The sequence below is a fragment of the Actinocorallia herbida genome, from assembly GCF_003751225.1.
GTDB classification, from domain to species: Bacteria; Actinomycetota; Actinomycetes; order Streptosporangiales; family Streptosporangiaceae; genus Actinocorallia; species Actinocorallia herbida.
Genome location: NZ_RJKE01000001.1, coordinates 1208837 through 1227307, shown reverse-complemented (window position 1 = coordinate 1227307; position 18471 = coordinate 1208837). Strand labels below are relative to the sequence as shown.

Here is an 18471-nt window from a genome sequence, read left to right as displayed (position 1 = left end):
TGGAGACATACTCATGGCCCGCCGTTCCGATGTGATGGAAAAGATCGTCTCGCTGTCCCAGAAGAGGGGCATCGTGTTCCCCTCGAGCGAGATCTACGGCGGGCTCCGTGCGTCCTGGGACTACGGCCCGCTCGGTATCGAGCTCAAGAACAACGTCAAGCGCCAGTGGTGGAAGTCCATGGTGCAGGGCCGCGACGACGTCGTCGGCCTCGACTCCTGCGTCATCCTCAACCGTGAGGTGTGGGAGGCGAGCGGCCACGTCCAGACGTTCACGGACCCGCTGACCGAGTGCCAGAACTGCCACAAGCGGTACCGCGCCGACCACCTGGAGGAGGCGTACGAGGAGAAGCACGGCCGCCCGCCGGAGCACGGCCTCGCCGACCTCACCTGTGTGAACTGCGGCACCAAGGGCGCGTTCACCGAGCCCAAGCAGTTCAGCGGCCTGCTCAAGACCTACCTCGGCCCCGTCGAGGACGCCTCGGGCCTGGCCTACCTGCGGCCGGAGACCGCCCAGGGCATCTTCATCAACTACAAGAACGTCGAGCAGGCGGCCCGCCGCAAGGTGCCCTTCGGCATCGGCCAGATCGGCAAGTCGTTCCGCAACGAGATCACCCCGGGCAACTTCATCTTCCGGACCCGCGAGTTCGAGCAGATGGAGATGGAGTTCTTCGTCCAGCCGGGCACGGACGAGGAGTGGCACCAGTACTGGATCGACACCCGCATGGCGTGGTACCGCGACCTGGGCATCCGCGAGGAGAACCTCCGGTTCTACGAGCACGCCAAGGAGAAGCTGAGCCACTACTCCAAGCGGACCGTGGACATCGAGTACCGCTTCGGCTTCCAGGGTTCGGAGTGGGGCGAGCTCGAGGGCATCGCCAACCGCACCGACTACGACCTGAACGCGCACTCCGCGGCCTCCGGCAAGGAGCTGAACTTCTTCGACCAGGCCAGCGGCGAGCGCTACACCCCGTTCGTGATCGAGCCCGCGGCGGGCGTCGACCGGGCGATGCTGACCTTCCTCATGGACGCCTACACCGAGGACCAGGCGCCCAACGCCAAGGGCCAGATGGAGACCCGGATCTCGCTGCGGCTCGACCCGCGGCTGGCCCCGGTCAAGGTCGCGGTGCTGCCGCTGTCCCGCAACACCGACCTCTCCCCCAAGGCCCGCGACCTCGCCGCCCGGCTGCGCAAGCACTGGAACGTCGAGTTCGACGACGCCAGCGGCATCGGCCGCCGCTACCGCCGCCAGGACGAGATCGGCACCCCGTTCTGCGTCACCGTCGACTTCGACACGCTGGAAGACCAGACGGTGACCATTCGTGAGCGCGACAGCATGAAGCAGGAGCGGATCAGCCTGGACCAGGTCGAGGGCTTCCTCGCCGCCCAGCTCATCGGCTGCTAGATCCCGTACGCAACAGAAGGGGCCGTCCCATCGGGACGGCCCCTTCTGGTGCGCGAAGGCCCCGGCCGGGGGGCGGCCGGGGCTTTCGCGTCGGAGGGTCAGGCGGATCGGAACGCCGGAGGGTAGATCGGAACGTTCCAGATCAAGGTCAGGAGCCGAAGGGCTGCCAGGCGCCCTTGGTGCCGGCGCCGCTGCCCCACTGGAGGACCTCGACCTTGACGCCCTTCAGGTGGCCTTCGTCGACGCCCGCGCTGTAGACGTTGGACGGCTTGCCGCCGTCGTACAGGTACCGGAAGGTGTAGGTGTCGAGGTCGAGCATGACGCCGCGGTGCGACGGCTCGCCCGGGCCGCGGTCGCCGACGAAGCCGGTGACGGAGCGGTCCTTGTAGGTGACCTTCACCTTGGTGTTCATCGGCCAGGACGGCGAGGCGAACATGCCCTTCTGCATCGGCTTGCCGGACGCCGGGGCGCCGGTGTCGCCGGCGACGCCGGAGCCGTCGTCCCAGAAGTAGGACGCGGTCGTGGTGCCGGACCACAGGACCTTGGCCTTGGCCTCGGCCTTCTCCTTCTTCGCCTCGTCGGCGGCCTTCTTCTCGGCGGCGGACGGAGCGGAGGAGGCGGCGCTCTTCGTCGAGACGGCAGCGGTCGCGGACGCGGGAGCCGCCGAGTCGTCGGCATTGGCGACGACGCCGGTGGTGACGGCCGCGAGGGCCACGACGCCGGTCAGGGACAGGGTGAGAGCACGCTTCGACAAGATCGTTCCTTTGATCGGGTGACAGGGCTCAGCCCGGGCGGCGTGATCGGATCGGGATCTCGTGGCCGTCGGCTCCTTGAAGGAGTCCGGGCTGTCGCGCGTCGTACGCCGGGGGCGAAGGACCGCGCATGATGCGGGCTGAAAGCCGCTTTGTCAGACCAAGACCCGGGGCTGGTTTGCCCGTTCTTGTCTTGATAACGGTTAGTTAACCATATCCGTCAAGGAGGCGTCAAATGTCCGCTTCACTCCGGTATGCAGGAGGGCGCGAAACCCCATATCTCAAAGGGGTAACGAGATTTGTACGGATTTCCCGATCATGGCCGCGACCACCCTTCGAGGGGCCGCTCCCCCCGCGTCGCGACGGCCTCATCCAGCGACCTGACCAGGGAGTCGACCCCTCAGGGCCCCTGCCGCGGCGCGCGGCCGCTTCCCCAAGGCGTCCTTTGCCCTGGCGCCGGGGCGACCTGCGCGAAGGTAAAGAAAAAGCCGCCTCCGGATCTTCCGGAGGCGGCTTGACCGATCTCTTTACTCTTTACCTTGCCGACCCTCAGGTGGGCAGCTTGAAGGTGATGTTCTTGTTCGTATAGATGCTGCACGTGATCCGGTTGCTGCCGATCTCCCAGCCGGTCTCCTCCGGGAAGTAGGCGAGGGCGCCGAAGTTCGGGTCCAGCTTCGCCAGCTTCTTGGTCGCCGCGGCGTGCCCGTCGATCCACCCTTCGAGCTTCTTGCTGCACTTGTCGACGATCGCCTGACCGCCGGGGAAGGCGCCGGACAGGGACAGCGAGGTGAACACCTGGGCGTTGTGCGCGTCGGTGCAGGGCAGCGCGTCGATCCGGTAGACGGTCTGGCCGTCCTCCGTCGTCGTCGGGGTCGTGCTCTGGTCGTCCATGAAGCAGTCGCCGACCTTGAGGTCCCACGGATCCATCGACGCGGCCTCGGTGATCTCCTGGGAAGGGCCGACACGGTCGGGCTCGTCCAGGGCGTCGCCGGCGGCATTCAGACCGGCGCCCAGGCCCAGCTTCACAGCGATCAGCACGACGATCGCGATGATCACACCGCCGAACCCGGCGAGTTTCTTCGCGATCTTGTTCCCACCGCGGCGCGGAGGTGGCGGCGGATAGCCGCCCGGAGGGTCGAAGGGGTTGCCGCCGGGGACGGGGGCCCCGGGGAAGGGCGGAGGCGTGCCCTGGGCGCCGGGGAACGGCGGCGGGGTGCCGGGGCCGCCCGGCTGCCCGTAGGGGCCCGGCTGCTGCGGGGGCTGGCCGTAGGCGTCCTGGGGTCCGCCCGGCTGCCCGTACTGCTGGTAGGGCTGCGGAGGCTGCCCGTACGGGGGCTGCGGCTGGTTGGGGTCCCCGGGATAGGGCGGACCGGATGGGGGGAAGCTCATGACGCGGCACCCTATCGGCATGCCCTGACAAACCTGTGCCTTTTTCCTGCACGTCCCTGCCGGAGAAGCACAGCGGGGGAACAGAAGGAGGGGCACCGGTCGCGCGCCGTGAGAGCGGTGCCCCTCACTGGACGAGATACTACACTAATCAGGTAGTAATTACAGGATTGGGTTCCGCGCCGCCGTAACGGCGGTCCCGGCTCGCGTAGACCTCGCAGGCGTACCAGAAGTGCCGCCGGTCGAAGTCGGGCCAGAGGGTGTCCATGAAGACCATCTCGGCGTAGGCCGACTGCCAGGCCAGGAAGTTCGACGTGCGCTGCTCCCCCGACGGCCGCAGGAAGAGATCCACGTCCGGCACCGACGGCTGGTACAGGTACTTCGCCACGGTCTTCTCGCCGATCTTCTCCGGGTTGAGCTTCCCGGCCTTGACGTCGCGGCCCATCGCGGCCATCGCGTCGGCGATCTCGGCCCGGCCTCCGTAGTTCACGCAGAACTGGAGGGTGAGGACGTCGTTGTTCCGGGTGATCTCCTCGGCCGTCTCCAGCTCCGAGATCACCGAGCGCCAGAGCTTGGGCTTGCGGCCCGCCCAGACCACCCGGACGCCCAGGGAGTTGAGCTGGTCGCGGCGGCGGCGCAGCACCTCGCGGTTGAAGCCCATGAGGAAGCGGACCTCCTCGGGCGAGCGGCGCCAGTTCTCGGTGGAGAAGGCGTAGGCCGACAGATAGGGCACGCCGAGCTCGATCGCGCCCTCGACCACGTCGAACAGGGAGTACTCGCCCTGCTTGTGGCCCTCGGTGCGGGCCAGGCCGCGTTCCTTGGCCCAGCGGCCGTTGCCGTCCATGACGATCGCCACATGCCGCGGGATCAGCTCCTTGGGCAGTTCCGGTGGCTTAGCTCCGCTCGGGTGCGGGTCCGGTGCGCGGAACCTCAACTGTCTTGCTCCTCTCGACGTGGCGCAGCGATCTGATCCCGTGTTCCAGGTGCCATTGCAGGTAGGCGGCCACGAGGCCGCTGCACTCTACCCGGTGTCGATCATCACTGCCGTCGGCGGATTCCCAGTCGCCGCGCAGCAGCGCGATCATGAGTTCGAAGGTCTCGGGGGCCGGTGTGGCCGAGCCCGGCACCCGGCAGGCCAGGCACAGCGCGCCGCCCGCCGGGAGGGAGAAGCCGCGGATGCCGGCCCGGCCGCCGCAACGCGCGCACTCGTCGAGCGCGGGCGCCCATCCCGCGACGGACAGGGACCGCAGCAGGAACGCGTCGAGCACCAGCCGGGGCTCGTGACTGAGGTCGCCGAGGGTGCGCAGGGCCCCGACGAGCAGCAGGAACTGCCGCAGCGCCGGCTCGCGCTCCTCGGCGGTGAGCTTCTCGGCGGCCTCCAGCATCGCCACGCCCGCGGTGTAGCGGGGGTAGTCGTGAACGAGCGGCTCGCCGTAGGGCCGGATCGTCTCGGCCTGGGAGATCAGGTCGAGCGAGCGCTTCTCGTACAGCTGGAGGTCCACGTGGGTGAACGGCTCAAGGCGGGCGCCGAACTTCGACCTGGTCTTGCGGACGCCCTTGGCGACGGCCCGGATCTTGCCGGTCCGCCGGGTGAGGACGGTGACGATCCGGTCGGCCTCCCCCAGCTTCTGGGTGCGCAGCACAATGCCCTCATCGCGATAGATCGTCACATCGCCCATTGTCCCGCATGGCCCGCCGTGAATCGGGCGCCCGTACCGCCACCTGGTGATCATCCGGATACGGAAAGCGACCGGATCCGGCCGCGGCACGGCGATTTCCCTGGGCCCCGGCACCCCGCCGTGACACGGTGGACCGCATGAGATGCACGATCGTGCCCCCGCACATCCTGGAACGGGTCCTGGAGAGTTCCACCGACCCGGAGCTGCGCGCACTGGCGCTGCGCACCCTCCGGCTGGACGCGGCGACCCGCACCGAGAGACGGCTGGCGGGACCGGGCGGGCAGGGCAACGGGCGCAGGGACGAGCCCGACCGGACCATCAAGGACGCGATGAACCTTGAGGAGCTGCCCGGCAAGACCGTCCGCACCGAGGGCCGGGAGCCGACGGGCGACCCCGCCGCCGACCAAGCCTACGACTGGCTCGGCGCGACGTACCGCTTCTTCGAGGACGTCTTCGACCGCGACTCCATCGACAACGCCGGGATGGAGATGATCTCCACGGTCCACTACGGCGCCGACTACGACAACGCCTTCTGGGACGGCGCCCAGATGGTCTACGGGGACGGCGACGGGAGGCTGTTCCTGGCCTTCACCGGCCCCCTCGACGTCACCGCGCACGAGCTGGCGCACGGCGTCACCCAGCACACCGCGGACCTCGCCTACTACGGGCAGCCCGGCGCGCTCAACGAGTCGATGTCCGACGTGTTCGGCTCACTGGTCAAGCAGCACCACCTCGGGCAGACCGCCGACGAGGCCGACTGGCTCATCGGCGCGGGGCTGTTCGGCCCGTCGGTCCAGGGGGTGGCGCTGCGCTCGCTCAAGGCGCCGGGCACCGCCTACGACGACCCGGAGCTGGGCCGCGACCCGCAGCCCGGCCATATGGACGCCTATGTCCGCACCCACCAGGACAACGGGGGCGTGCACATCAACTCGGGGATCCCCAACCGGGCGTTCTACCTGCTGGCCGCCGAGCTCGGCGGGCACGCCTGGGAGCGCGCCGGGCAGATCTGGTTCGACACGCTGACGGGCGGCGCCCTCTACCCCGACTCCGACTTCACGGGGTTCGCCGCGGCGACGACGGCGAGCGCGTCCGCGCGGTACGGGGCAGGCTCGCCCGAACACGAGGCGGTCGTGCACGCCTGGACGGCGGTGGGAGTCCGCCGATGAAGGTGACCGTCGTGCGCACCGGCGGCTTCGCCGGGATCGAACGGCGGGGCAGTTCCGACACCGCCGCCGATCCGGTGCTGCGCGCGCTCGTCGCGCGGGTCGACCCGTCCGCCGCGCGCGGCGGGCCGGCCCGCCGGACCCCCGACCGGTTCACCTACGAGATAGACATCGACGGCGAGACGATCACTGTGCGTGAGTCCGAGCTGTCGGGCGCCCTGCGCGAGCTCGTCCACCACGTACTGGACGGCTGAGCGCCCGGCGGGCGAGGGTGTGACATTTTCGGGACGGTCAGCGCTGAACAAGCGGGGACTGCTCGGCAGACGCGACTTCGGTCTCCCCGCCGACGAAGACCCAGCGCTTGTAGCCCCAGTAGCGGAAGATCGTCGCCAACCCGATACCTAGCGTCAAGGCGATATTTGACCACAGTTTCCCATCAAGTGACATGGCCGCCGCGATGGCCAGCACCGCCTGCGTGATGACGTATCCCACACCATTCATCACGAAGAACAGCGTGTATTCACGCGCTACACCCGCAGTGCGGATGTGACGGAAGGTCCAGTAGCGGCTGGCGAGGAATCCCACGGTCGTGGAGACCACCATGGCGAGGGAGTTCGCGGTGAGCGCGCCCAGGCCATAGCCCATGAGCACGTTGAACAGCAGGTAGTTGATGGCGACGCAGATCACGCCCACGCCGCCGAAGCGCGCGAGCTCGCCGAGCAAATTCCGGTATCGGTCCACCCGTGGATCCTAGGGCAAAGTCACATATTTCTCGGCAATACGGACCAACCAAGGTAACCCTTGGGATACTCTTCCGTCCCAGTTGAGCGATGCTCCCCCTGCGCTCGACGGGAAGGAGATCCACAGTGGTGCCGGCTGCGGCGCTCCTGCTCACCGCCACTTTCGGAGTCCTGGCCGGTGCTTTCGGACTGACGGTATGGACCAGGCCCACGCGGGCCTCGGACGCCATAATCGCGTTCTGGGTATTCACCCTTGGCGCAATCATGCTACTCACTGTAGTTGTCGGCGCAATCATCCGGCTCTACCAACCGGTCCCCCTGACCCTCGGGGCCTGGGTGTTCGGCGGCCTCGGCATGTTCGCCGGGCTGCGCGAGGCGAGACGCCACCCCCACATGTTCCGCAGGCGGGCGCTGCTCTGGCTGCGCCGCGCCTTCACCGGCTGGGGGCCGCACGGCATCGTCTTCGCCCTGATGCTCCTCACCGCGTTCGTCTACGGCCTCCGCGCCTGGCTGGGCGTACGGCTCCCGGCCAGCGACTGGGACGGCCTCATGTACCACTTGGTCGCGCCGTCGGCGTGGGTCCAGGCCGGCGAGGTCGGCAGAGCCACCGAGGTCATCTGGGCCGACGCCTACCCGATGGGCGTCGAGTCCCTCGCCGGGTGGCCGATGGTCTTCCTCGGGTTCCCCGACTACGGCATCCTGTACCTCCTGCCGGGCTACCTGCTGGCCGGTGTCGCTCTCGTCGCGCTCGCCCGCCGCCTCGGCCTCAAGCGGGCGCCCGCCCTGCTCGTCGGCACCGCCTTCCTGCTGACGCCGTCGGTCTTCGCCCAGGCGAACACCTACTACGTCGATGTGCAGAGCGCCGCGTTCGGCCTCGCCGCCCTCGCCGTCCTGGCGAGCATGCGCGGCGCCGCGGAACTGTCGGGACGCCCCACCGAGACCGTCACCCGGTCGATGCTCGTGCTCGGCTTCGCGCTCGGCGCGGCCACCGCCACCAAGTCCAGCAACCTCGCGGTGATGGGCGTGGCGGGCTGCGCGGCGATCGTGGCCGTCGCCTACCTCTCCGGACGGCACCGCCTCGGCCTGTGGCCCTACTTCCGGGCCGCCCCCGCGCTGATCGTGCCGATCGCCGTCATCGGCGGGTACTGGTACCTGCGCACCTGGCTGCACTACGACAACCCCTTCTACCCCGTCACCATGCTGGGCTTCGAGGGGCTGGGCAGCGTCGAGGACGTGGTCATGAACACCAACGTCCCGCTCGAACTGCGCGCGATGTCGCTGCCCGAGCAGCTCTGGGCGTCCTGGTCCCAGCCGTTCACCGACCTGGTCACCACCCAGGTCTACGACGTGCGGCTCGGCGGCCTCGGCATCGCCTGGATGACGTTCGTCCTTCCGGTCTCGGTCCTCGGCATCCTGCTCTGGATCAAGAACTCCTGGCGGAAGGCCGGGGTCGGCTCCCTGCTCCTGCTCGGCATCGCCGCCACCTACGGCCCGAGCCTCGCCCCCTGGTGGGGCAGGTACGTGCTGCTCGGTTACGGCTGCCTGCTGATCTTCGCGGTCTACTTCACCGCGCGGCTCGCCGAGGGCCGCTCCTTCGCCCGGGTCTCCTCGGCGGGGCTGCGGTTCGTGCTCGCCGCGAGCGTCGCCCTCGCGGTGTTCACCGGCCACCGGCACGTCCCCATCACCACCGGCGACCCCGCCGACAAGGAGATGTTCGACCGGACCGGCGGTCTCCCCCTCGAGCGGGCGCTCGCGCTCACCGTCGCGCCCGACCGGGCCAAGCGGGTCTGGCCCTGGACGGAGTTCGGCGCGCTCGACTCCCTCCCGAACGGAACCGTCATCGCCGTCGCCCGCGGCAACCTCCAGTCGCTGCTGCAGCCCCTGCGGGGCACCTGGATGCAGCGGGACCTCGTCGTGGTCGAGCCTCCCCCCGACGTCCCGACGCTCATCAGGGAACTGCGCGAGGTGCACGCCGACCACGTGCTGCTCGACCGTTCCGAAGTCTGGGACGCCGTCCGCGACAAGCTCGCCGACGATCCCTCGTTCACCTTCGTCACCGATCTCGGCGGCGTCGCCCCCCGCTACAACCCGCCCCCGAACGGCAAGCTGTTCCGCCTAGAGGCAGACCCCGACACCCGGCGCTAGGCTGCTGGAAAGGACCCCCCGCAGTGAGTCTCACCCTCGACACTGCTCCACTCCCCACGAGGCTCGGCCTCTACAAGGGGTTGCTCCGCACCGCCAGACCCAAGCAATGGACCAAGAACGTCCTCGTCCTCGCCGCGCCCGTCGCCGGCGCCCGGATCTTCGAGGCCGCGGTCCTCGGCAGGACCGCCCTGGTCTTCGTGCTGTTCTGCTGCGCCGCCTCGGGGATCTACCTCCTCAACGACGCCATGGACGCCGACGCCGACCGGGCCCATCCCACCAAGCGGTTCCGGCCCGTCGCGTCCGGGATCGTGCCCGTCCCGGTGGCCTACGGCGTCGGGCTCAGCCTCTCGCTGCTCTCCGTGGTCGGCTCGCTGCTGCTCCTGAACGTCCAGACCGCGCTGATCCTCGCGGTCTACGCCGTGGTGCAGATCCTCTACTGCGTCCGGCTCAAGCACGTCGCGGTGCTGGACATCGCGGTGGTCGCGTCCGGCTTCCTCATGCGGGGCCTGGCCGGCGGCACCGCCACCGAGGTCGCGCCGTCGCAGTGGTTCCTGGTCACCGTCGGCTTCGGCTCGCTGTTCGTGGTCGGCGCCAAGCGCGCCTCGGAGCTCGCCAAGCTCGGCGACGACGCCAAGCACACCCGCAAGCTGCTCAGCGAGTACAGCGAGAGCTACCTGCGCTTCGTGTGGCAGGGCGCGGCCGCGCTGATGATGCTCTCCTACTGCCTGTGGGCCCTGGAGCCCGACCCGTCGGCCATCGGCCAGCTGCGGATGCTGTCCATCGTGCCGATGACGCTCGCGGTCCTGCGGTACGCGCTGATCGTCGACAAGGGTGAGGGCGGAGCACCCGAGGACGTTCTGCTGGGCGACCGGGTCATCCTGGTCGTCGGCTGCGTCTGGGCGGCGGTGTACGGGGCGTCGGTCTTCCTCTGAGGCGTCCCGCACTGTGCGGGACGCCCGGGTGGGAAGCGGGCGGACGGACGTAGGAAGGCCCCCGGTGAGTGAGATCATCACTTGCCGGGGGCCTTTCCGCACGGCGCGCGGGCGGCGGGTCTCGCCTGGTCGCGGCCGGGTCAGGGGCGGGAGAGGGTGTTTCCCTGAAACTTCGTCGAGCGGGTCAGGCGGCGTCGTCCGCGGACCGCGCGGCGCGGTTCACCGCGGACAGCACGGCCTTCAGCGACGCGGTGACGATGTTGGCGTCCACGCCGACGCCCCACATGACCTGGCCGTCGACCTGGCACTCGACGTACGCGGCGGCCTTGGCGTCGCCGCCCTCGCTCATCGCGTGCTCGGCGTAGTCCAGGACGCGGACGTCGATGCCGATCGGCGCCAGCGCGTCGACGAAGGCGCTGATGGGGCCGTTGCCGATGCCCTCGATCTCGCGGATCTCACCGTCGACGCGGACGTCGCAGTTCAGCAGGTCCTTCTCGTCCACCCGGGAGGAGGTGCGGTGCGCCAGCAGGCCGACGCGGGGACCGCCCGACAGGTACTCGGTCTCGAAGATCCGCCACATCGCCTCGGCCGTGACCTCGCCGCCCTCGTCGTCGGTGTGCGCCTGCACCACGCGGGAGAACTCGATCTGCAGCTTGCGGGGCAGCTCCAGGAAGTGCTCGGTCTTCATGATGTAGGCGACGCCGCCCTTGCCGGACTGGCTGTTGACCCGGATCACGGCCTCGTAGCTGCGGCCGACGTCCTTGGGGTCGATCGGCAGGTACGGGACCTGCCAGGTGAAGTCGTCCACCGGCACGCCCGCGGCCTTCGCGTCGCGCGCCAGGTGCTCGAAGCCCTTCTTGATGGCGTCCTGGTGGGAGCCGGAGAAGGCCGTGTAGACCAGGTCGCCGCCGTAGGGGTGGCGCTCGTGGACGGGCAGCTGGTTGCAGTACTCGACGGTGCGGCGGATCTCGTCGATGTCGGAGAAGTCGATCTGCGGGTCGACGCCCTGGGTGAACAGGTTCAGGCCCAGGGTCACCAGGCAGACGTTGCCGGTGCGCTCGCCGTTGCCGAACAGGCAGCCCTCGATGCGGTCCGCGCCGGCCTGGTAGCCCAGCTCGGCGGCGGCCACGGCGGTGCCGCGGTCGTTGTGCGGGTGCAGCGACAGCACGACCGAGTCGCGGTAGGCCAGGTTCCGGTTCATCCACTCGATCTGGTCGGCGTAGACGTTCGGGGTCGCCATCTCCACCGTGGCCGGCAGGTTGATGATGACCTTCCAGTCCGGGGTCGGCCGCCACACGTCGTTGACCGCGTTGCAGACCTCGACGGCGTACTCCAGCTCGGTTCCGGTGAAGGACTCCGGCGAGTACTCGAAGAAGATCCGGGTGCCCTTGGCCTCGGTCTCGGCCGCCAGCTTCTTGCACAGCTTGGCGCCCTCGACCGCGATGGCCGTGATGCCCTCCTTCTCCTGGCCGAACACGACGCGGCGCTGGAGCGTGGAGGTGGAGTTGTACAGGTGCACGATCGCCTGCTTGGCGCCCTCCAGGGACTCGAAGGTCCGCTGGATCAGCTCGGGCCTGGCCTGGGTCAGCACCTGGATGACGACGTCGTCGGGGATCAGGCCGTCCTCGATGATCGTGCGGACGAAGTCGAAGTCCGTCTGGGAGGCGGCCGGGAAGCCCACCTCGATCTCCTTGTAGCCCATCCGCACCAGCAGCTGGAACATCTTCAGCTTGCGGGCGGAGTCCATCGGGTCGATCAGGGCCTGGTTGCCGTCCCGCAGGTCCACCGCGCACCAGCGGGGCGCCTGCTCGATCACCTTGTCGGGCCAGGTGCGGTCGGTCAGCTTCACGGCCGCGAAGGGGGTGTAGCGCTGGTACGGCATACCGCTGGGCTTCTGGTCGTTCATCGGGGGTACTGCTCCTCGTCTTCGATCTTTCAATCAATGACGGGCAACACTCAGCTCCGCGACGAGGAAGCCCGTCCTTCAGGCCTCGTCGCGGCCGCTAAGGAGGAGCAGGCCGAACAGCACATCTGCGAAAGTAGCAGATTTCCGCGCGGTTAACGAAACGGGCGGAGGTGTGATCTGTACCGGGAACCCACATGCGAAGGGTCCGCGTTGTGCTTCGATGAGGCATCCGATGGCCCCGAAGGAAGGCAGGTTCTTGCGAGCGACACTGGGCGGCGCTGCCGCGATCGCGCTGGTTGCGGCCCTGTGCCCGTGGGGCTCCGCGGCCCATGCCGAGACCCGCTGCAACACCGGCGAGCCGGGGTTCGTCGAGGGCGGCTACGCGGTCCAGGCCAACCGGTGGAACAGCAACGGTGAGATCTGTGTCACCTTCGAGGGGAAGGCGGGCTTCAGCGTCAGCGCCAGCTCGCTGGACTGGGGCAACCTCCAGAACGGGGCGCCGCCCGGCGCGTACCCGAACATCGGCACCGCGCTCTCCGACACGCGCCTCCCACTGCGCGTGGACAGCCCCAAGGACGTCCGCACCACCTGGGCGATCGGGACCGCCGACGGCGACTACAACGCCTCCTACGACGTCTGGTACCACCCCGACGCCGGCGCCTGCACGTCGACCGCCCCGTACATCGTGGCCAACGGCGGCGCGCTGGAGATCATGATCTGGCTGACCAGTCCGGGCATCGACCCCTCCCCCGAGTGGAAGATCGCCGACGGGGTGAGCCTGGGCGGCCGGGTCTACGACCTGTACCGGTTCACCGGCCCCACCGGTCAGGTCGGGCTCATCTACGACATGCGCGAACACACCACCGCGATCACCGACTTCGACCTCAAGCCGTTCGCCAAGGACGCCGCGGACCGCGGCTTCCAGCGGCAGGACGCCTACCTGTGCAAGGTCCAGGCCGGGTTCGAGATCACCCGCGGCGGGGTGGGCCTGCGCACCGACGCGTTCGCCCTGCACGTCGGCGATCCCGGGCAGGCGAAGCCGACCGGCCCCGACCTGACGGGCGCGCCGATGCCGAACCCGACCGCCACCCCGCCGCCCGCGACCCCGGCGCAGTCCGTGCCGCCACAGGCCGAGCCCGCGCCGAAGCAGAAGGCCGCGGGCGACGGCGGGGCCTCGGGCGTGCCCCTGCCGTTCCTCATCGTGCTGCCCGTGGTCGCGGGCGCGGCGGCCGGGGCGTGGTGGTGGCGGCGCGGCGCCGCTCGCTAGCGCCCCCTCGGCTCAGCCGATGCGGACCCAGCTCGCGGCGGACGGCTTGCCGCTCTTGTTCTTCACGAACAGCATGTACCAGCCGGGCGGGGCGATGTTGCGGCTGCCGGTGACGTCGAGCCGGTAGCGGTTGCCGCCGAGGGACTTGAGCGGCAGCTTCACCGCGCGCTGGTTCGGGTCGGAGGAGTGCGTGACCGCGATCGGGCGGACCAGGTACGCCGACGTGACGGGCGTGCTCGTCGTGATCGTGGGCGCGCTGCCGTAGGACCACCGCTTGGAGGCCTTGGTGACCTTCGGGGCCTCGCCCTTGGTGTACAGGTACGGCGGGTAGTAGATCGAGATGCGGGTGTCGAAGTAGCTGTCTCCGCCGTCGGCCGCCACCGAGATGTCCGGGTTACTGCCGATCGCCATGACCCGGCCGTCCGGGAGCAGGACGGCGCTGCTGTGGTACGTCCTGGCGACGGGGTCGGCCGCGACGGACTTCCACCTCATCGACCCCGTGGACTTCGCCGGGTCGAGGATCGACGCCTCGTGCACGTGCTCGGCCCGGTTGTACTGGGAGCCGCCGGTCTCCATCACCTTGCCGTCGGCGAGGATCACCGCGGACACGTACACCTTGCCCTTGCCGCCGCCCTGCTGGACGATCTGGCCGCCGATCTCCACCTTGCCGTAGGGCAGGTTCGGGCCGTCCGCGTAGTTCGCGGAGTTCCCCTTGCGCAGGTCGATGACGTCGGTCGCGCGGAGGCCGAAGCCCGCGGCGTCGGTGAAGTCCTTGCCTCCGATGACCATGACGCGCTGGTCCTGGGCGGGCGGGAGCAGCAGCGAGGCCGACTGGTCGCGCGCGGCCGCGTAGCGCAGGCCCGCGTTGTCGCCCGCGTCGTCGCGGGTGCCGCCGATCTCCCGGTAGGCGCCGGTCGCGGGGTCGAGGTAGCCGGGGCCGACGATCTTGCCGTTGCCGTAGTACGACGGGTGCCCGAAGACGCTGCTGCCGTTGTAGAAGAGCTTGCCGTTGGCGGCGAGCACCAGCGACGGGTAGGTCGCCCAGTTGATGTCGGTCTCGGGGACCTTGGCGTCGCCGAGCCACTTGCGGGTCGCCCAGGAGAACCGCTCGGAGTAGGGCGAGATGACGCTCTCCTCGTTCGGCCCGCGCTCGTAGTCGTAGCCGCCGACGGAGTAGACGTCGCCGTTGCCCAGGAGCGTCGCCGACGGGTACCAGTGGCCGTCGACCATGTCGTTGACCCTGGAGTACCGGTTGGTGGCCGGGTCGAAGATGTAGGACTTCTTCGCCCCGCTCCAGCCCTTGGACTCGTAGACGTAGCCGATGCCCTCGTCGGAGACCCCGCCGCTGAACTCGGCGAAGTCCTCGGTGCCGCCGAGGACCAGGACCCTGCCGTCGGGGAGCTGGACGTGGCCCGCGCAGAACATGTCGTACGGGGTCGGCACGTTCGTGAACGTGTTGGTCTTCGGGTCGTAGACCTTGGTGACGAACTCGCCGCGCTTGAAGCGGGCGCCTCCGTTGCCCGATCCCGCGATGAGCAGCACCTTGCCGTTGTTGAGCACGACGCTGTGCATGGCGCGCACGCCGCCGTCACCGAAGTCGTTGACGATCCAGTGGCCCTTGGTGCACTCCGAGCCGGCGCACTTGGCGGTGCCCTTGGCCAGGGAGATCTTGTAGTTGTCTGTCGTCAGCGTGCCCGTGCCGAACAGGCCCTGGCCGAACCTGATCGCCTTGGTGCCCGCCGGGACGGCCGGGGTCCGGCCGACGGACGCCCGGAAGCCCGTCGAGGAAGGCAGGTAGGGGAAGGTGTACCACTTCACCCAGGAGCCGTTCTTCTTCTGCCGCAGGACCGTCAGCGCCGACTTGTCCGAAGTCGTCTTGTAGGCGAGCTGGAGGTCGTACTTCTTGCCGGGGTTGACCTTGATGGCGCAGCCCGGGGACTGGAGGAGGGCGCGGGCGCCGCTGCGGTGCCGGGTGACCGTGACCGTCGCGGCCCGGCCGCTCTTCTGCCCGCCCGCGACCGAGGCGACCGAGCCCGCGTTGTCGCCCGTCGTGTACTTCGCCCAGCACTGCGGCAGTCCGCCGGAGACCTGTTCCAGCCCCGCGTTGCGCACCTTGGGCGCGGGCGCGGCGGCCGCCGCGGCGGGTCCGCCCGCGAGCAGCGCGGTGGCGCCGACCGCGGAGGCGACAAAGACGGCAGGGGTCCCTCGACGTTCGTACCGCATCGGCTCCTCAATCACTCATGTCGGATTTGTCCAATCCGTTCACGATTGTTGTACCTCATCGCAGCCACCACCCGCACGCCCCCGAGACGACCGGATGATCGGCCGCCGAGAAATGGCGTCGACCCATTGATCATCCGGCGCGCGCACAAAGAGTCAACACGACGGGATGGCGAGGGGAACGCATTCAGGAACGGCCGAGGAAAGACACCCGCGGCAGAGCCCGATCCGCACCCGAGATGATCTCCGCATTTCTCGGGTGCGGAAGCACCGAAGGCCGGGGCCGAGCCGGTCCGGTCCCGGTCGCCCGGCACATCCGATCGACGATGACCCCAGGTCAGCGCCATGGCGTGCGGGTCCGGACGAGCGGGTGAGGCGGCCCGTCATGGCATGCGCCACACCCCGCTCCCCCGCCGCCGGCGCCGCCGGACGGAAGGCCGCCCGCCTTTCCCGGCGAATCGCCATCAAGCCCGCGCGCCGAGTGATCTTCCCCCGGCCGCCTCCGGCGTCTCGCACTTCCGGTGAGCGTTCGGCATCCGTCGGGAACGGCCGGCGCCGAATCCTCTATGGAAATGAAGGGAATTCGTGATGAAGTCGTGCCTGATCGCCACTGCCGACACACCCGTCCCGGCTCTTCCCCCGCGACCCCCGGGTCACTTGATGTGCACCCAACGGGCTTCGGAGGGCTTGCCGGACTTGGTCTGGACGAACAGCATGTACCAGCCGGGCGGCACGATGGTCTTGCGCTTGTCGATCGTCAGGCGGTACTTGCCGCCGCCGAGCGCCTTCACCGGCAGGTCGACGGACCGCTGGTTCGGGTCGGACGAGTGCGTCACCGCCATCGGCCGGATCAGCGCCGCCTTGGTGATCGGGCTGCTGCTGGAGACCGTCGTCTTCGCGCCCGTGGTCAGGCCCTTCTGGTAGGACGTGATCTTGGGTGCGTCGCCGCCCTTGTAAAGGTAGGGCGGCGAGTAGATGGAGATCCGGGTGTCGAACGAGTTGTCCCACGGGTTGCTGCCGACGGCCAGGACCCGGCCGTCCGGGAGCAGCAGGGCCGAGGCGTGGTAGCTGCGGCTCACCGGGTCGGCCGCGACGGACTTCCACTTCATCTTCGACACCGACGGCACCGGGTCGAGGATCGAGGTCTCGTGCACGTGGTTGGACCGGGTCAGCTCGGAGCCGCCGGTCTCCAGCACCTTGCCGTCGGGGAGGATCACCGCGGACACATAGGTCTTGCCCTGCGCGCCCGTCTGCTTGCGGCCGGGCGCGTCGGTGCCGTCGCCGTAGTAGATGGTGCCGTGCGGCAGATCCGGGCCCGCCGCGTAGCGCGGCTTGGCCTTGCGCAGGTCGATGACGTCGGTCAGCCGGATCGCGGAGTCCGCGTTGGCGAAGTCCTTGCCTCCGATGACCATGTACCGCTGGTTCTGCGCGGGCGGCAGCAGCACCGCGGCCGACTGGTCGCGGGCCCTGGGCATGCGCAGCCCGCCGTTGCCCGCCAGCGGACCCCACGCGCCGGTGTCGGGGTCCAGGAAGCCGGGCCCGCGCAGCGTCCCGTCCGGGTACTGCGCCGGGCCGAAGACATAGCTGCCGCTGTAGAACAGATCGGCCTTGGTGGTGTTGAGGTGCAGCGCCGGGTAGGTGGCCCAGTCGATGTACGGCTGCTCGACCTCGTCTTCCTTGAGCCACCGCTTCTTGGACCACGAGTAGCGTTCGGCGACGAGCGAGATGAGGTTGCCCTGGTCCGCGTCGTTCTGCCGCTCGTCGGCGTAGCCTCCGACGGAGTACACGTCGCCGTTGGCCAGGAGCGTCGCCGACGGGTACCAGTGCCCGTCGGCCATGAGGTTGACCGCCTCGTACCGGTTGGTCTTCGGGTTGAACAGGTACGACTTCCGCGATCCGATCCACCCGGTGTCGGGCGTGACGTTGTAGTCGGAGTACTCGTCGGTGCCGCCCATGACCAGGACGCGTCCGTCGGGGAGCTGCACGTGGCCCGCGCAGAACATGTCGTACGGCGTCGGGATGTCGGTGAGCTTGTTCGTCTTCGGGTCGTAGAGCTTGGTCTTCGGGTTCTTGAACTCGTTGATGTTGTTGCCCGACCCGGCGATCATGAGGACCTTGCCGTTGTACAGCAGGACCGTGTGGACCGACTTGACTCCGGCGCCGCCGAAGTCCTGGACGACCCAGTGGCCCTTGGTGCACTCCGAGCCGGCGCACTTCGCGGTGCCCTTGGCGAGCGAGATCTGGTAGTTGTCGGTCGTCAGCGTGCCGGTGCTCTGGATCGCCTGACCGAACCTGATCGCCTTGGTGCCCGCCGGAACCGCGGGGGTGCGGCCGACGGACAGGCGGAAGCCCTTCGCGGAAGGCAGCTGGGGGAAGGTGTGCCACTTCACCCAGGCGCCGTTCTTCTTCTGCCGGAAGACGGTCAGGGCGGTCTTCTCCGACGTCGTCTTGTAGGCGAGCTGGAGGTCGTACTTCTTGCCGGGATTGACCTTGATCGCGCAGTTCGGTGCCTGGAGCAGCGCCTTGGCGCCGCTGCGGTAGGCGGTGACCTCCACCGTCGCGGCCTTGGCGCTCTTGTTGCCGCCCGCCACCGAGGCGAAGGTGCCCGTGCTGCTTCCCGTGGAGTACTTCTCCCAGCACTTGGGCAGGCCGCCCGCGACCTGTTCGAGGCCGGGGTTCTGCACCTTGGGGGACGGCGCGGCGTTCGCCGCGGGCACCGCGCCCGCGAGCAGCGCCGTCGCGCCGACCGCGGAGGCCGCGAGGACCGCGGAGGTACGGGAATATGCGTACCGCATGGGGGCTCCAGGACTTCTGTCGTGCTGCGGGGTGGGGTGGGGGTCCGCGAACCGGAGCGGCGGCGGCTCCGGAGAGCCGCCGCC

General features: G+C 69.2%; 14 protein-coding genes. 6 read left to right on the top strand and 8 right to left on the bottom strand.

Annotation, left to right across the window (positions count from 1 at the left end):
- The first annotated feature begins 13 nt into the window (after nucleotides 1–13).
- Nucleotides 14–1402, top strand: a complete 1389-nt coding sequence (locus tag EDD29_RS05845; protein ID WP_123663030.1) for a glycine--tRNA ligase — start codon at nucleotides 14–16, stop codon at nucleotides 1400–1402.
- Between the two features lie 148 nt (nucleotides 1403–1550).
- On the opposite strand, the gene EDD29_RS05840 is transcribed toward EDD29_RS05845, so the two are convergent.
- The 4 genes from EDD29_RS05840 to recO all read right to left on the bottom strand — a co-directional run bounded on the left by EDD29_RS05840 (nucleotide 1551) and on the right by recO (nucleotide 5210).
- On the bottom strand, nucleotides 1551–2156 hold the full coding sequence (locus tag EDD29_RS05840) for an RlpA-like double-psi beta-barrel domain-containing protein (protein ID WP_123663027.1): 606 nt from the start codon (nucleotides 2154–2156) through the stop codon (nucleotides 1551–1553).
- Between the two features lie 547 nt (nucleotides 2157–2703).
- Nucleotides 2704–3543: a hypothetical protein gene (locus EDD29_RS05835; protein ID WP_123663025.1), complete on the bottom strand. Its 840-nt coding sequence runs from the start codon at nucleotides 3541–3543 to the stop codon at nucleotides 2704–2706.
- A 148-nt stretch (nucleotides 3544–3691) separates the two neighbouring features.
- Nucleotides 3692–4474 (bottom strand): isoprenyl transferase, encoded by a 783-nt coding sequence (locus EDD29_RS05830; protein ID WP_123663023.1) that lies wholly within the window; start codon nucleotides 4472–4474, stop codon nucleotides 3692–3694.
- Nucleotides 4434–5210, bottom strand: coding sequence for a DNA repair protein RecO (recO, locus tag EDD29_RS05825; protein WP_123663021.1), 777 nt, complete (start codon nucleotides 5208–5210; stop codon nucleotides 4434–4436). Before recO ends, EDD29_RS05830 begins: the two co-directional genes overlap by 41 nt.
- A 146-nt stretch (nucleotides 5211–5356) precedes the next feature.
- Here recO and EDD29_RS05820 point away from each other — a divergent pair, with 146 nt between their 5' ends.
- Both EDD29_RS05820 and EDD29_RS05815 read left to right on the top strand, forming a co-directional pair.
- The gene (locus tag EDD29_RS05820; protein WP_123663019.1) at nucleotides 5357–6385 is read left to right on the top strand and encodes a M4 family metallopeptidase; all 1029 of its coding nucleotides are present in this window, start codon (nucleotides 5357–5359) and stop codon (nucleotides 6383–6385) included.
- Nucleotides 6382–6636: a protealysin inhibitor emfourin gene (locus EDD29_RS05815; protein WP_123663017.1), complete on the top strand. Its 255-nt coding sequence runs from the start codon at nucleotides 6382–6384 to the stop codon at nucleotides 6634–6636. Before EDD29_RS05820 ends, EDD29_RS05815 begins: the two co-directional genes overlap by 4 nt.
- A gap of 37 nt (nucleotides 6637–6673) precedes the next feature.
- Here the strand turns inward: EDD29_RS05815 and EDD29_RS05810 are convergent, their stop codons facing one another.
- Complete coding sequence (locus EDD29_RS05810; RefSeq protein WP_123663015.1) at nucleotides 6674–7123, bottom strand: GtrA family protein; 450 nt, start codon at nucleotides 7121–7123, stop codon at nucleotides 6674–6676.
- A gap of 263 nt (nucleotides 7124–7386) precedes the next feature.
- Between EDD29_RS05810 and EDD29_RS05805 the strand changes: the two genes are divergently transcribed.
- Entirely contained in the window at nucleotides 7387–9267 is a 1881-nt protein-coding gene (locus EDD29_RS05805) for a phospholipid carrier-dependent glycosyltransferase (protein ID WP_148085884.1), read from the top strand.
- A gap of 23 nt (nucleotides 9268–9290) precedes the next feature.
- Nucleotides 9291–10199 carry a decaprenyl-phosphate phosphoribosyltransferase gene (locus EDD29_RS05800; protein ID WP_123663011.1) on the top strand — a complete coding sequence of 303 codons (909 nt, stop codon included), beginning with the start codon at nucleotides 9291–9293 and terminating at the stop codon, nucleotides 10197–10199.
- Nucleotides 10200–10383: 184 nt separating this feature from the next.
- Here EDD29_RS05800 and leuA read toward each other — a convergent pair whose 3' ends face one another.
- A complete protein-coding gene (gene leuA / locus EDD29_RS05795; protein WP_170201305.1) occupies nucleotides 10384–12105 on the bottom strand; it encodes a 2-isopropylmalate synthase in 1722 nt (573 codons plus the stop codon).
- 256 nt (nucleotides 12106–12361) lie between these two features.
- On the opposite strand from leuA, the gene EDD29_RS05790 reads away from it, so the two are divergent.
- Nucleotides 12362–13372: a GH12 family glycosyl hydrolase domain-containing protein gene (locus tag EDD29_RS05790; protein WP_170201304.1), complete on the top strand. Its 1011-nt coding sequence runs from the start codon at nucleotides 12362–12364 to the stop codon at nucleotides 13370–13372.
- A gap of 12 nt (nucleotides 13373–13384) precedes the next feature.
- Here EDD29_RS05790 and EDD29_RS05785 read toward each other — a convergent pair whose 3' ends face one another.
- Both EDD29_RS05785 and EDD29_RS05780 read right to left on the bottom strand, forming a co-directional pair.
- The gene (locus tag EDD29_RS05785) at nucleotides 13385–15595 is read right to left on the bottom strand and encodes a galactose oxidase-like domain-containing protein (RefSeq protein ID WP_123663008.1); all 2211 of its coding nucleotides are present in this window, start codon (nucleotides 15593–15595) and stop codon (nucleotides 13385–13387) included.
- 650 nt (nucleotides 15596–16245) lie between these two features.
- A complete protein-coding gene (locus tag EDD29_RS05780; protein WP_123663006.1) occupies nucleotides 16246–18387 on the bottom strand; it encodes a galactose oxidase early set domain-containing protein in 2142 nt (713 codons plus the stop codon).
- Nucleotides 18388–18471: the final 84 nt, after the last annotated feature.

Bases quoted from the DNA above. Each gene is read 5' to 3' on its own strand.
- EDD29_RS05845 (WP_123663030.1), top strand. From the start codon at position 14: ATGGCCCGCCGTTCCGATGTGATGGAAAAGATCGTCTCGCTGTCCCAG.
- EDD29_RS05835 (WP_123663025.1), bottom strand. From the start codon at position 3,543: ATGAGCTTCCCCCCATCCGGTCCGCCCTATCCCGGGGACCCCAACCAG.
- EDD29_RS05820 (WP_123663019.1), top strand. From the start codon at position 5,357: ATGAGATGCACGATCGTGCCCCCGCACATCCTGGAACGGGTCCTGGAG.
- EDD29_RS05815 (WP_123663017.1), top strand. From the start codon at position 6,382: ATGAAGGTGACCGTCGTGCGCACCGGCGGCTTCGCCGGGATCGAACGG.
- EDD29_RS05805 (WP_148085884.1), top strand. From the start codon at position 7,387: ATGCTACTCACTGTAGTTGTCGGCGCAATCATCCGGCTCTACCAACCG.
- leuA (WP_170201305.1), bottom strand. From the start codon at position 12,105: ATGAACGACCAGAAGCCCAGCGGTATGCCGTACCAGCGCTACACCCCC.
- EDD29_RS05785 (WP_123663008.1), bottom strand. From the start codon at position 15,595: ATGCGGTACGAACGTCGAGGGACCCCTGCCGTCTTTGTCGCCTCCGCG.
- EDD29_RS05780 (WP_123663006.1), bottom strand. From the start codon at position 18,387: ATGCGGTACGCATATTCCCGTACCTCCGCGGTCCTCGCGGCCTCCGCG.